The 15,601-nt window shown below is 50.9% G+C and carries 6 protein-coding genes; 5 read left to right on the top strand and 1 reads right to left on the bottom strand.

The genetic code is table 11. The annotated features are described in order from the left end of the window. Positions 1-40 precede the first annotated feature (40 nt). The 4 genes from V8J88_RS07670 to V8J88_RS07685 all read left to right on the top strand — a co-directional run bounded on the left by V8J88_RS07670 (position 41) and on the right by V8J88_RS07685 (position 14,171). Positions 41-268 (top strand): hypothetical protein, encoded by a 228-nt coding sequence (locus V8J88_RS07670; RefSeq protein WP_338849997.1) that lies wholly within the window; start codon positions 41-43, stop codon positions 266-268. A gap of 1,704 nt (positions 269-1,972) precedes the next feature. Further along, on the top strand, positions 1,973-3,451 hold the full coding sequence (locus V8J88_RS07675) for a hypothetical protein (RefSeq protein ID WP_338848786.1): 1,479 nt from the start codon (positions 1,973-1,975) through the stop codon (positions 3,449-3,451). Between the two features lie 136 nt (positions 3,452-3,587). After that, positions 3,588-10,574 carry an IPT/TIG domain-containing protein gene (locus V8J88_RS07680; protein ID WP_338848787.1) on the top strand — a complete coding sequence of 2,329 codons (6,987 nt, stop codon included), beginning with the start codon at positions 3,588-3,590 and terminating at the stop codon, positions 10,572-10,574. 426 nt (positions 10,575-11,000) lie between these two features. Then, the gene (locus tag V8J88_RS07685) at positions 11,001-14,171 is read left to right on the top strand and encodes a LamG-like jellyroll fold domain-containing protein (RefSeq protein ID WP_338848788.1); all 3,171 of its coding nucleotides are present in this window, start codon (positions 11,001-11,003) and stop codon (positions 14,169-14,171) included. Here the strand turns inward: V8J88_RS07685 and V8J88_RS07690 are convergent. Next, on the bottom strand, positions 14,155-14,586 hold the full coding sequence (locus V8J88_RS07690) for a hypothetical protein (protein ID WP_338848789.1): 432 nt from the start codon (positions 14,584-14,586) through the stop codon (positions 14,155-14,157). The genes V8J88_RS07685 and V8J88_RS07690 overlap by 17 nt on opposite strands. Before the next feature lie 635 nt (positions 14,587-15,221). Between V8J88_RS07690 and V8J88_RS07695 the strand changes: the two genes are divergently transcribed. Then, entirely contained in the window at positions 15,222-15,551 is a 330-nt protein-coding gene (locus V8J88_RS07695) for a hypothetical protein (RefSeq protein ID WP_338848790.1), read from the top strand. The last annotated feature ends 50 nt before the right edge of the window (positions 15,552-15,601 follow it).

A 15,601-nucleotide genomic window follows, 5' to 3' on the forward strand; every position in this document is an offset into this window, starting at 1 on the left:
TTGCGGGAAAGGCTGGCGCGATAACACTGCTGCCGCTCATTTGCGCGCCGACGATAAATTCCTGTATGCGTTGGGCGCCAGCGCCCAATTGGCGGTCGTTGCCATCAGAAAAAATGCTGTTGACAGGATCAATGCCGGCCAGAATTTGGCTGTCCAGCAGACTGCCGCTGATCCTGACCCGGGCCAGCGTACCTGCTTTAAACGTATCTGCATTGACGCCGCTGCCGCCTGGGGCTGCGTCATCGCCAAAATCAGCGCCAACCCATAAATTCAGTTTTTTTGCACTCCCATTTACTTGCATGAGTTGCAAAGAAGCAAGCGATATCTGTCCCGCTAAATCAGCCTTGCTGAGTAATTGCACCACACTTCCTGAAAAATTGGCGCGCCATTCCGGGGCGGCAGAGCCGACGGTGATGCTAGAGGCGCGCCCATGCACAGACCATAAACCACCGCTTAGCCGGCCATCAATTTGCACTGTCCCAAGCGCATATGTGCTCACGCCGGCGCCAGATATGAACAGGTCAGCAGCAAAGTCGCCAGACACAGCAAGACGTTTTAAGCCTGCGCTTTCAATTTTCCCGGCATTTTGTGCGTCAGCAATCCAAGCTGCAGCTTCCAGGCTCAGATTAATTGCGTCGCTCTTCAAGGTGCTTGCCGTCACTTTGCCGAGTTTTAGCGTTGCATCAGCATTGGAGCCCAGCGAGATGGAAGACTGACTCACATCGCCTAATTGCAGGCTGTTTACGCCTCCCGGCAAAATGGCCTGGGCTTGCCGTAAATCTGCATTACTCAGGTTCAGTTGCCCGACTTTAGCATCCGCCGTCAGAGCGCTCAAGCTGATGCGCGGCGCCCCAGCCGGCAAACTGATCGAAACTGCGGTGCTGGCGTCGGTGCCGCTCAATTGCAAACGGTAGCTGCCATCGGGCTGTTGTAATAACTGGCCATTTCCACTGCCGCTGAACACCAGATTTGCATTGGAGCTTGAGATTGCATGCACGGTCTGTTGCTGCGCCATGGGGCCATACTGAACTGTTTGCGCCGCTGCGGTATCTCCTGACTTGTTTTCTGAGGCGATTAAGCGCTCCTCATGCGCCGCAAACAGATGCCCTGCATCCAAGGGCAGTAAGTCTGCAGACAGTAAAACACGTGGCTCCAATTGTTCCAGCGCTTGAGTGAAGCTGGACTCAGAGAAAGTGCAAGAGGCGGGTTGGCGAATTGCTGCGCTGGATTGCAGCGGATGGCGCTTGAGGCTTTGCACAATTTTATTTTGTGACCAAAAACCGGGTTTGCGTTCAACTTTCCCAAACTTGCTCATGTGCTTTCTCCAAATAGCAGAATGATCAGTAAAGCGGTGCGGATACAAAAGGGGACTCAGAGAAAGCGCAGGTGTGCGATCTCGCAGGAATGAAAGTTGCCACAGGGAATCAATATTCAACGCATAACGTTACCCGAGCAGCGGTATGATTCTACTGATAGGAAGTTGTGATTTCAAGCGTTTGCTTGCAAATTCACAATATTTTTTAGAGGGACAGTCAGAGCGTTTGGCAATAGAGATGGGATAATATGTACATGCAGAGTGCATTGAAAAACACTAAAATAATATCAAAAAATAAATTATTCGCATCTTGACATTGATGCTCATGTGGCTCATTGAGCAGTCTGCTTGGATGTGCCACATTGAATATTCTCTTTTGCACGTTTCTCCAATAAGTGCTGCCAAGGATAAATGTGACCAAATTATTACCGCTAATATATGATCTTGATGATGTGTCACTGCGCCCATCTGGTAGGTCAGTTCATAGATGCAGGCAGAAGCAGCAAGCATCGGTTTGTGTCAAGAAATTGACATAAAGCATAGAAACTGCGCTCCAGTAAGTCATCAAAGCGTATTTGAGACAAGAGAAGGCTTGTGTTTTGCACTGCAGCAAGGTTACAATCAACTCATGATTGCATTTCATATTGGACTGATTTCATGGAAAACACATTCATCATTGATGTGCAGCAAAACAGATATAGATTTGGCGATGATGGCGGCGCCAGATTCGGCCCGCAATGGGCTGCGCTTTTTCTGGCTTTACTGATTAAAAAAGCACGCAGTAATCAAGATCTCACCTTGGATAATTTGACGCATGCGCTGCAGCGGCATGGTTATATGGGGGAACTCACCAGAATGCAGCTCGGGCGCATTGTGGCGGCAATTGAGAAGTGCATTGAAAACTGTACTGATTTGCCAATTGTTGTGAAATATGGCAGCAGAAATAAGACGGTAGGCCCCTGGAAATGTGAATTCACGCATGATTTTGCATATGAAATTTTGTCGGCGGGGAAAGAAGAAGTCTGGCATGAAGAAGAATCCGGTATAGAAGATGTGCAAGCCATGCGGGATAAATGGCGTTGGCCATTGTTGTTGAAAAATACAGATATGATGGCATTGCATGAGCTGTTGCAGCACTGCTTGATTTCGGATGCTTTTGCCCATCATGGAAATTTGGCCAGCGCATTGGATACTTTGCCGCCAGTATATGCGCATAACTTGAGTAAAGACGGTCTGGTCATGCTGAAATTGCGGGAATCCTTGTATTGGCGCAGGATCGGAAATTATTGTGAGGCACGTGCATTGATTAAGCAAGTGCTTGAAATAGAAGCAAGCGATTTATTGGATTTTTGTTTGCAAGATCAAGCCAAATTTTTACTGGATAGAATTGATTATGATGAGGCTCCGGCATTGAACCATGAAAAAATATGGGAAATGGGATATTCGCCAACTCAGGTGTTGAGCGGCGATACGCGCACAATTCCCGAGTGGCATAATTTACGGGCTTTGTTGGCCAGACGGCGTTTGCAAGCGCTTGCATCCGCTAAACCTATCGCCAAAGCCGGCGAAACAATTTCGGGGTTGCATCAGCATGCCTTATTGCATTTGGAGTCAGCAATTTATTGCGCATTATGTGTGAAAGATTGGGAGCGATTGCAAGCTTATGTCGCTAATCTGGCGTTTCATTTGCAATCGGCTATTTCATATCATGCGGCGGATGTGGCGCAGGTTTTCTCTCTGTATGTGCTGACTATGAGCTATACCGCTAAATTACATGTGGGAGAAGATACCGCGTGGGAGTACATATTCCTTGGTGAGTTTTGGCTCGATTACAGAGAGCAGCTTGAGAATATATATGGCAATAAGTTGGGGGATGTTTTTGGTTTGGTGCATGAACAGCGGCCTGATCATGAGGATTTTTATTTGGTTGCAATTGAACGGTTGAGAAATTGTGCAGATCACAGGCAACAAGCGATTGCCTGGATAAATTATTATCGATTTGCATGCATCCGGCATTTGCCTGCAGTCAAAAGCCAAGCGCAACTACAGATTGCGCAACTCTGTCGGCTTGAGCCGGAATTGCGGAAGAATCTGGAAAAAGAGGGATATGAAGCCTATTTGCTGTTTGAGGCCTGATGGTAAGTGATACAAGTGATACAAACTGCGCCTGACGCATGGTGTAGTCTGAAATGGTCAACGCATGCTGCAAACGCGCCTTTGCAGTCATCGCCCCTGCCTGTTGAATGCTGCCCCCTGAAAATAGGAGCCAGGAATGCTTACTATTCGCGCCAGCAAGATTTGGATGCTTTTCTATTTCTTTATTGCAATATGTTGCATATTGCCCAAACTTGCTATTTCTGCTGTTGTTTTTTCCACCAATCCGGCTATCGGTTCTCGCGCTTCCGGCAATGTGATTTGGTTGCGTGCTGATTCTATTTCAAGCAGCGGCTTAGCCAATTTCACTATAGGCAAGGATTCAGGCCCATTTTCCACCAATGGCATGCTTAAAGTCTTTGTGAATGGGGCCGAGCTTACTTCCCTGCAGTACAGCAAAGGCAATGCCAGCGCCTCTTTCCTTTTGCAATTTTCCCCTGATCAAGCCGGGAATTATACTGTGCGGGTGCAACGCTACGATACAGTTTCCCGCCAGCTTGATCCGAATGTGGTTTCTGGCGTGATTAATGTGATTGCGACGCAACCGCAGCCTGTGCTGAACAGCGTTTCACGCACATCAGGAACGGTCGGAGAAACGGCGCAAATTGATGTCTATGGCAGTAATTTCCCTTCCACACTGATTATCAATATCGGTGGGCAAAATCAGCGATGCCAAGCCTTGAGCTTCAGCGCCAGTCAAGGGCGTTTTGCCTGCCCGCTGGATGTTCCTGGTACGCATCTGCTCGAAGTTAAAACCAATACTAATGAAAATGGCGGCTATGCTTTCTGGAAGGGCAATTTTGTGGTTAATGCGCCGATTCCCGTGGTACAGGATTTTTCGCCCAAGTCCGGCCAGCTGGGGCAGACAGCGCAGATCTCCGTGACAGGTAATAATTTCCCTTCCACTTTGATCGTCAATATTGCAGACCAAAGACAGCTCTGCACAAGGAAGAGCGTGAGCACGACACAAGGCGTGTTTTTGTGCCCTTTGGATGTGGCGGGCGACAAGCAGTTTGTGATTAAGACGGATATTAGCGCCAATGGCGGGAAAGAAATCAGCTCGGGGCGCTTCAATGTGCTGCAACCTGGCCCCATAGTTACTGATCACACGCCGAAGTCCGGCCAGATAGGGCAGACAGCGCAGATCACCGTGACGGGCAATAATTTCCCGTCCACCCTGATCGTCAATATTGGCGATCAAAGACAGCTTTGCACAAGGAAGAGCGTGAGCACGACACAAGGCGTGTTTTTGTGCCCCTTGGATGTGGCGGGCGACAAGCAGTTTGTGATTAAGACGGATATTAGCGCCAATGGCGGGAGAGAAATCGGTTCAGGGCGCTTTAATGTGCAGCCAGCTACTCCTTCTGTTAGCGACTATGCGCCCAAGTCCGGTCAGGCGGGGCAGACCGCGCAGATCACTGTGACAGGTAATAATTTCCCGTCCACCCTGATCGTCAATATTGCCGACCAAAGACAGCTCTGCACAAGGAAGAGCGTGAGCACGACACAAGGCGTGTTTTTGTGCCCCCTGGATGTGGCGGGCGATAAGCTGTTTGTGATTAAGACGGATATTAGCGCCAATGGAGGGAGAGAAATCGGCTCAGGGCGCTTTAATGTGCAGCCAGCCACTCCTTCTGTTAGCGACTATGCGCCCAAGTCCGGCCAAGCGGGGCAGACTGCGCAGATCACCGTGACAGGTAATAATTTCCCTTCCACTCTGATCGTCAATATTGCAGACCAAAGACAGCTCTGCACAAGGAAGAGTGTGAGCACGACAGAAGGCGTGTTTTTGTGCCCCTTGGATGCGGCGGGCGACAAGCAGTTTGTGATTAAGACGGATATTGGCGCCAATGGCGGGAGAGAAATTGGTTCAGGGCGCTTTAATGTGCAGCCAGCCACTCCTTCTGTTAGCGACTATGCGCCCAAGTCTGGCCAACTGGGGCAGACTGCGCAGATCACCGTGAAGGGGAATAATTTCCCGCCTACCCTGATCGTGAATATTGCAGATCAAAGACAGCTCTGCACAAGGAAGAGTGTGAGCACGACAGAAGGCGTGTTTTTGTGCCCCTTGGATGTGGCGGGCGACAAGCTGTTTGTGATTAAGACGGATACTGACGCCAATGGCGGGAAAGAAATCAGCTCGGGGCGCTTCAATGTGCTGCAACCTGGCCCCATAGTTACTGATTACACGCCGAAGTCCGGCCAGATAGGGCAGACAGCGCAGATCACCGTGACGGGCAATAATTTCCCGTCCACCCTGATCGTCAATATTGGAGATCAAAGACAGCTCTGCACAAGGAAGAGCGTGAGCACAACACAAGGCGTGTTTTTATGCCCCTTGGATGTGGTGGGCGACAAGCTGTTTGTGATTAAGACAGATATTGGCGCCAATGGCGGGAAAGAAATCAGCTCGGGGCGCTTCAATGTGCTGCAACCTGGCCCCATAGTTACTGATTACACGCCGAAGTCCGGCCAGATAGGGCAGACAGCGCAGATCACCGTGACGGGCAATAATTTCCCGTCCACCCTGATCGTCAATATTGCCGACCAAAGACAGCTCTGCACAAGGAAGAGCGTGAGCACGACACAAGGCGTGTTTTTGTGCCCCTTGGATGTGGCGGGCGACAAGCTGTTTGTGATTAAGACGGATACTGACGCCAATGGCGGGAAAGAAATCAGCTCGGGGCGCTTCAATGTGCAACAATCCGGCCCGCAAGTCCAAAGCGTGACCCCGCTTGCAGCCAGATTGGATGTGGCGCAAACCTATGTGGTGAAAGGCAGCGGTTTAACGAGTGGCATGGGGTTTGCTATCGAAGACTGTGAGCCGGAAAGCGGGCCTGGGCCGATACCTGAAGTGGGTGTTGGCACGCCTGAACAACGCGCCTTCCGCTGTATTCCACGCCTGCCAGGTCCAAAGCGTTTGGTCGTCAAAAATGCGCCTGGCGGCAAAGAGTTGTATAACGCTACGGTTGTTGTGGAACACCCTGCGCGTCAGGGGCGACCGGAAAGAACCGGCATGCCTTCAGCACTCGGCGTCTCGCTCTGGAATGGCAATGTGTTTCTTGAAAATACCGATCTGACTGTGCCGGGCAAGGGGGTGTCCTTCAGCTTGTCGCGCAGCTATAACAGCCATAGTTCCAGTCTGGTTGGCGCGCGTGGCGGCGTAACGCATGCGGCGCCCTGGCGTTTTAACTGGGATTTGAAAATCGGCTATGTCACCAATACCGGCAAACAGCAATTATGGGTGCAGCGTGAAGATGGCTCCGGCGAAAGCTTTTTTAAAGCCGATGGCGTGTGGTATGCCCTGGATCAAGGCAATTTCAATCAAATCAAGGGCGATACTCCTGTCAAGGGACAAACCACTTTGTTTGTGAAAAACGGACTCAAATATGTGTTCCAAAATCCGGATTTGGGTGGTTTGCTGGTCGGCGTATTTGATCACGATGGCAATGGTTTGAAAGTGAGTCGTGACGCTGCCAGCCGAGTGAGTCGGGTGCTGGATGCCTCAGACCGTGCTTACGACTTTACCTATGATGGCAATGGTAGATTGAGCCGCGTCACCGATTTTAGCGGGCGCTATGTGGAATACGCCTGGGAAAGCGGGCCGGCGGCAGGCGATGTGCGCTTGAGCTCGGTGCGTGATGTGCGGGGCGGTCTGACCCGCTACAGCTACGCCCGGCAAACTATGCCAGGCAATGAGCAAACTCTGTTGACTGGTGTGACAGACGCCCGTAACAAGCTGGTGCGCAGCTATGTCTATACCAGTACTGTATATGGCAATTGGGGCGCAGCATCTGCCAGCGATGGCGAGAAGAATACCTGGAACTTCAAGTATTGCGCAAAACAGCCTGACGGCAATTGCAGCAGCGATCCCATCACAGCCGTGGAATTTCAAACAGAAGTGAGTTTGCCGCTGGCCGGGCGCACACATCTTGCCCGCTTTAACTCGGGTGGCCGCTTGCTTAGCTATCAAGACAGTAATCGACGCACCGTGAATAAGGATTATCTCAATTTCAATACGCTCGACAGCAAAAACTATCGTCAAGCAGGCTTGCCGACACAGTTGCAAAGCGGCAAGGCGGTTGAGCAGGGTTATGCAATGAAATTGGAATACACCGCGGATAATGCCGGTAATCTGGCGCGTGTTGTGAATGAGGAAAATCAAGCCAGCCGCTATGAATGGCTGGACAGCCCGGCGCTGAGAGAAAAGAATTTGCACCGGCCAAAAGCCTTGATCAATGCCAAACAACAAGAATATCGCTTCGGTTTTACGGACAGCGGAAATTTACAAAGCTATGCCGAGCCTGGTTTGCCTGCAGTGCAGTTACAGCGCGACGCCAGCGGTTTGCTGACCCAGGTGGCTGATGCGCGTAACAATATCAGCAGCCGCAGTTACAATGTGCATGGCGATCTGCTTTCAGAAAACGATCCCTACAACAATCGTGTGCGGTATGTGCCTGACAGATTGGGGCGTGTGATCGAAATATATGATAAGCGCAATAATCTGAGCAAAAACACGTGGGATGCCGCCGGTAATTTGCTTAGCAGCACAGATGCGCTGAACCAAACCACCAGCTACGAGTATGACGAAAATAATAACCGCACACTGATGCGCGATGCGCGTAACAATGTCACGCGTTATTCCTATGACGGCAATAATCGTCTCTTGAGCATCAGCCGCGCGATTGATGGTAAGACAGTGAGTACAAGCTACCTGTACGACGCCTTGGGGCGCGTGATCAGCGTTACCAATGCAAATAACCGCAGCAACACCACGCAGTTTGACGGGGAGGGGAATGCCACCAGCCGTGCAAATGCGTTGAAATTTACCAGCACCTACGAATACGATGCTGATAACCGGCAGGTGCGCAGTACTGATCCGGAAGGGCGTATCACTGAAACAGCGTATGATAAAGCCGGTCGCGTGACTGAAGTCAAAACCAGCGCCGGCAGCACCCGCTATAGCTGGGATGAAAATGGGCGCATGCGCAGCCGTACTGATGCACGTAATAACACCACACAATACGAATACGATGCTGCTGGCAGATTAGTTAAGGTGATTGACGCCAATCAGAAAGAAAGCAAAGCCGCGTATGACGCCAATGGCAATCTGATTTCAGTGACCGACCCCAATAACAATACAACGAATTATGAATGGGATAAACTCAACCGCCAAGTATTAAGGCGTGACCCGAACGGTCAGGAATGGCGCAGTGTGTATGATGAAAATGGAAATATTGTGCGCACAATTGCGCCTGGCAATTTAATTACGCGCAATACCTTTGATGCCTTGAATCGTTTAGTTCAAGTGAATTACCCTGACGCCAGCATGGTCAGCTATACCTATGACCAGAATGGCAACCGGCTCACGATGACTGACAGCACCGGAGTTACCCGCTATGCCTATGATGCCTTGAACCGATTGAGCAGTAAAACTGATCCTTTGGGAAAAAGCATCAGCTATAAATATGATGGCGTGGGGAATTTGCTGGAATTGGCTTACCCCAATCAACAGGCAGTGCGCTATTCCTATGATGCGGCGGATCGTTTAAGCGGTCTTACCGACTGGCTGGGTAAATCGACATCTTATACTTTAAATAAAGCTGGGCAAGTTACCCTGGCCTTATTGGGTAATGGCGCGCGCACTGAAATGGAATATAATGCGGCAGGACGTTTAAGCAGTTTGCTGAATAAAAAACCGGATGGCGGCATCATTTCCAGTCATGTCTTGACAATGGATGGTAATGGCAATATCACCAATGCGCAAACCCAATTACCGCTGGAGCCAAGCATAGGCAATGTGGAGCGAAGTTTCACCTACGATGCGGCCAACCGCATGGCGACTTTCAATGGCAATGCCGTGCAACACGATGCCGCCGGGCGTATGACAGCAATTGATGGCGCTCAGTACAGTTATAATGCGCGCGATCAAATCAGCCGGGTTGCCGGCAAGCAAAGCGCCAGTCACGAATACAATGGCGATGGTCACCGTGTGTTGCGCAATTTGAATGGCCAAACCAGCCGTTTTGTGATTGACGCCAACCGCGAATTGCCAGAGGTTTTGGCGGAAATGGATGCGAATGGTAATTTACAGCGCAACTATATCTATGGTTATGGCCTGGTGGCGCAAATCTCAAACACGAACGTCGCCAGCTATTATCACTTCGATCCCAGCGGCAATACCTTGGCGCTGAGCAATCAGGCCGGCGTGGTGACGGACAGTTATGCCTATACGCCGTATGGTGAAACCACGCGCAGCGGCTCAACCCCCAACCCATTCCGTTTCGTCGGTAAATTTGGCGTGATGGATGATGATAATGGTTTGCATTTTATGCGGGCAAGATATTATCGAGCGGATGTGGGGAGGTTTTTGAGTTTGGATCGTGTCTTGGGTAATATTGGCAATCCACAAACTTTGAATCGATACGCCTATGTAATGAATAACCCAATAACAGGAATTGATCCTAGTGGATATTTCTGCGAATTGGGGTCAAGCTGTTTTAGCTTTCTCGAAGGGATCGAAGAGACGTTGCGCCCATTTGCCGAAAGTCCAGTTATGGAAGCATTGATTACCGAAGATGCAAGAAAATGCACAACTTCAGAAGATGAGTATGAAATTATGATGGGGTGTGGAAACATTGCTCTTAATTTTGTTCCAATATCAAAAATTGGAAAAATTGGAAAGATTGATTCTGTTATCAAAGAACTTGATATGGTTGAAGATGCCGGAAAAGCAATTGAATCTGTGGCAATGATTACTAAGAAGGCGTCCACTAAGGGTGTTGACTTTTACATAGATAAAGGTATTTCAGGAACTTATTCTTTCATTGATAGTACCGGGAAGCTATATGTAGGTCAAAGTGTAGATGTTCTTCGGCGATTAAAGGAACATTTTAGAACTGGTAAGCTTACGCAAGAAAACATCAAAAACATTGTAGTGTATAATACTGGTGATTTGCCAAAACGTGGGCGCGAGCTTGTGGAAACTACGCGGATGAAACTGGTTGAAGCTATGCATTATTCTTCTCCGGAATTAAAAACCTTACTTGGGAGTGGAAAAAGTATTTTGTCAAACCTTGTATATTCTTTTAAATCTGGGAAATAAGGGGGGAGTATGTTTTTTGGAAAAATCCAAAGTGCATCGATTAGTTCTCTGATGACGCTCATGCTGGTTAGTCAGATAGCTTATGCTTCTGAATATAACTACGACTCTCTTAACAGGTTAGTTCAGGTGCGAAACTCAAATGAAAGTAATTTGCAGTACGTGCATGACGAAATGGGAAATGTGAGGTTAATGAAATTTATCGGCGCACTTCCTGCGATCCCAATTATTAGCAAAGTCGTTGCAGGTAATGCAAGCGTGCAAGTGCATTTCAGTTCTTCCAGTAATAATTCAGGTTTTCCGATTTTGGGTTACAGCGCCAGTTGTGGCGCGGCGACAGTCACTGGAAAAAGTTCGCCTTTGACGGTTTTAGCTCTGACTAATGGACAAACTTATAGATGTATAGTTAAGGCTGTCAATGCAAACGGTATGGGGGCAGCATCGACACCCTCGGAAAAAGTGATCCCTAGCTTAACACCGACGCCAACACCAACACCGACGCCAACACCGACGCCAACACCGACGCCAACACCGACACCAACGCCAACACCGACACCAACACCGACACCAACACCGACACCGACGCCAACACCGACACCAACGCCGACACCGACACCGACACCGACGCCAACACCGACGCCGACACCGACACCGACACCGACGCCAACCCCCAGCGTTCCTGGCGCCCCCACCATCACCAAAATTCTCGCTGGCGATGGCGCTGTTGCGGTTTCATTCACGCCGCCGGCCAATAGTGGAAGCGCGCCGGTGTTGAGCTATACCGCCAACTGCAATCAAAACATTGTGATTGCAGCGTCCTCGCCGATTACCGTGCCGGCGCTCAATGGTGTGGCTTATACCTGCACCGTCTTTGCCAGCAATGTCGCCGGCAACGGGCCACCGTCTGCGCCTTCAGCGGCAGTGCTTCCAAAGCCGTCTATCACGAATGGCATGGTTGCGTTTTACAACTTTGATGACGGCACGCCAGCGCGGCGTGTGGGCAGCAATGACGGGCAAATTCAAGGGCAGGTCGATTTTGGCGAAGGCAAATTCGGCAAGGCAGCCTTGTTTGGCGGTCCGGATAAACCCGGCGCCATCCGTATCCCTAATTCTCCGTCCTTGCAATTTGCCAATGAAGCCGCCTACTCATTCTGGGCCAGGTTGGATGGCTATAAAAGGATGAATGGAAATAACCAGATTGACACGCTTTCGGCTGGTGGCGCGGTGTTGGCGAAAAGCCATGACAGACGTGGCAGTGCGCTGATGTTGTGGCAAGACAAATCCACCAGTCAACAAAGCGCCTACGTCGCCACCTATGAAAAATGGACGGCCCAGCTAAACATGCTGAATACGCCCAATAAAGCCATCGGCGCCTGGACCCATGTGGTGCTGAATATGTCAACTCAAAACGGAATTCGCATCTATCTGGATGGCGTCTTGCATAACACCGGCCCGCAAGCAGTCAACTTCGCCGCCATGAATCAGCAAGACTTGTATATCGGCAAATTCTCTGACTCTTGGTATCCGTTGTGGGGCGCAATTGATGAGTTGCGCATCTATAACCGGGCCTTGAATGAGGCGGAAATTGCGCAATTGGCGGAAGTGACGCAGATTGCACCGCGTGTTCCAGAGGCGCCGCAAATCACGCAAGTCACACCAGATGAAGGCAAGCTCTCCGTTTCCTTCACTCCGCCGACAAACCAGGGCAGCTCGCCTGTGACCAGCTACACTGCGATTTGCAATAACGTTTCTTTGAATGGCGTCGTTTCGCCGATTGTCTTGACCGGCTTGAACAACAGTGTCAGCTACACCTGTGTGCTGAAGGCGAATAATGCCGCTGGCAGCAGCGCGCCTTCCGCCCCCTCCGCCGCCGTGCTGCCGCGCCGGGTGCGCAGCATTCCAGTGAATGGCATGGTTGCGTATTACAACTTTGATAATTACACGCCCAACGTTACAGCGGGTGAAGCAAATAATGGTGTGGCATGGGGCAATGTTGCTTTTGGCGAGGGCAAATCCGGTCAGGCGGTGTTTTTTGGTGGACCAGGCCGGCCGGGTCATATCCGTATCCCGAATTCCACCAGCCTGCAATTCAGTAAAGAAGCCAGTTATGCATTTTGGGTCAAGCTCAGTGGTTATGTGAGTATGGATGGCTATGGCAGCACATCCAGAAACACGGCTGGCGGCGCATTATTAGCCAAAAGCCATGACCGCAGCGGCGCTGCCGCCATGTTGTGGCTTGATAGCGCGGGAGTTCCTACGGCTGGCATGCAAAGTTATGAGCCATGGGTAACAGCGAACCTGAAGCAGTATCCAATAAGCAATAAAGCCATTGATGCCTGGATCCATGTGGTGGTCAATTTGTCTGCGCAAAGCGGGTCAGAAGTGTATTTGGATGGCAGATTGCACAGAAGCACCTCAGCCCCGGTGAATTTTGCCGCGATGAATCAGCAAGACCTGTACTTAGGGCAATATTCAGGTTATTTCTGGTACCCGCTGTGGGGTGGTCTGGACGAATTGCGCATCTATAACCGTGTCTTGCAAAAAGATGAAATTGAATTCATGGCCGGCATCGCCAATAGCGCTGCGCTCAAACTTGTCAAGGCGCAAGCCTTACCAGCCAAGCCGCAGTTGCTGAAAGAGCAGAACTTGCCTGCATCCAGCTTCTTTGGCATGCCACAGATTGCTGCTGGCAATGGTTTTTCACTGACGCTGCATGCCAACGGTCAAACCCGGATATTGGGACAGGCAGCATATCTTGTCCCCAGCCGTGTCGATGATGTGATTGCGCTGCAACTCGGGGCGCAGCATGCTTTGGCCTTACGCGCCAATGGCAAGCTGGCGGCATGGGGCGCCAACCAATTTGGCCAAAGCACGCCGCCAGATAATTTGGCGGAGGTGAAAGCGATTGCCGCAGGAGCGCATCACAGCCTGGCTTTGCGCCATGACGGCACAGTAGCCGCCTGGGGACAGAATCTGAGCGATGAGGTGAGTGGCCCCAGTCGCCATAGTGGCATTGTGGCGATTGCTGCCGGCGAAAATTTCTCACTGTTGCAAGATACTGCCGGAAATTTATTTGCCTATGGTGATAATCAATTCGGTCAAATCAGCGTGCCGCGCGGTTTGGGCGAGATCCGCGCCATTGCTGCTGGCGCCCGGCATGTGCTCGCATTGCAAGCCGATGGGCGCGTTTTAGCCTGGGGCGATGCCAGCCAGGGCCAAACTGATGTCCCATATCCTTTGGCCGGAGTGATCGCTCTTGCTGCCGGCGCCAACCACTCACTTGCCTTGCTGCAAGATGGCACGGTGCGCGCCTGGGGGGCGAATGAGCGTGGTCAGTGTAATGTCCCCTCAGGCTTGAATCGGGTGATTGCGATTGCGGCAGGAAATGGCCATTCACTTGCCTTGCGCGATGATGGCAGTTTGGTGGCTTGGGGTGATAATCAATTCGGGCAAAGCAATGTCCCTGCCGGATTGAACCTCTTCAAAGTGTCTGCCGAAACCACGCTGTCAAAAGGAAAATCGCGCAGTATGGTCGGTGCGCAAAGCACGCAAGCACTGCTCATGCCATGGCGCCGCTTTGGCGTTATGCCGCATCCTTGAGTTTTTGTTCTGACTGTATGAGATGAGATGTAACGCGCCAATCCCTTTTCTGGGCTTGGCGCGTTTTGCTGTCTGCGCTTATGCAAAGGAGATTGAAATGTGCGTATGTCGATTGCCTGATCGGGCGCGCTGAACAGAAAAAAAGCCTAAATCTTGCCCTTGCTGTTGCTGTTGACTGCTGTTGCATCAGCCGGCGGATATCATCGCATGGCGCATTTAAACCAAATAAGGTTTTTTTGCGCTTATCACTGCGTTTTTCTGCCGCCTTTTTCACGTCTTCAAGCAAGACGCAGCCAAAGCGCTGCATCATCTCATTGTTATCCCAATTTCCCAGACAGTTGTAACAGCGGCGGTTGGCAATGCCTTGTGCTAACAGGTCATAGCGCCAGAAATCAAGCGGGGCGCTTGCCACCACGGCCAGTGCAAACCAATGGCTGACCTATTCATGATTTTGATACTGCTTTCGCGCGAATTCTGCCACTTTCCCTAAAAAACATGGCCCCAGAATTGTGTAAGCGCGGAGCGCAGCTTTAGTAGCAGGGTTTTGGTGGCGTAAGCCGCCAATGGTCAAGTCATGATTTGATCTGGCTCGGTTGACCAATACACGATGAATTATACGACTGCAGGTTAAGCGCGCATGCTTATGGCAGGAACTGGAAATGCCTGCCAGAGTGGGGCGTTACTTCAATATGCACTGATGAAAGCTTCTGGCGCGCCGCTCTCCGCAGGCAAATGCAGTTCGGACTTGGCGCGACTTTACTGAACATGCTGTATTGCGCTTGTCGCGGCAATGCTGCATCAAATAAAATACAAAGTGGTGCAGGAAAAAGACTGCACCCGGGATTAGCAGCCCGAAAGACGATGGCCAGACAGCCGCTACGGCGGCTGACTGCGACACCTTGCGCACGTCAGATTTCAATGGCGGGCCTTGGTGGGGACACCTTCGGGTGTGCCGGCGCCATCGTCCGGTCTGCTAACCCCGCCATGTGCCCGTCTCCCTTCATAGCAGAGAGGTCGGCGGGATCATCAGCAAAACGATGGAGCCAGACCATGAATCAAGAAAACTCAGCAGGCTTGCAGCCAAGCGCTAACCCGAAGGCGTTTGAACAGACTGAATCTCAACATCCCAATCAGGCAGGCGGCAACAGCATAGTGTCGCTATCGCCAGTACAATTCTCCCCGCGCCAATTAACCGTTTCCGGTGCATCAGAATGTGTCATTGTCCCTGCCTATCGCCGAGCGCTGACCTTACAAGCACGCCACCAACGCTATTGGCAAGCATCAAGTCGCAGCTTCGCTTATCTGGCTTGTGGCTGCTGCAAGCGGGTTTTACGCCAGGCTGTAAAGTCAGTGTGCATCTCCAAGACGGTTGCCTTGTGATTCAGCGCGCAACAGCGCTGGCGCGTTCGCTTTAACGATCCAGCCAGGAG

The organism is Massilia sp. W12, assembly GCF_037300705.1.
Taxonomy (GTDB): domain Bacteria; phylum Pseudomonadota; class Gammaproteobacteria; order Burkholderiales; family Burkholderiaceae_D; genus JACPVY01.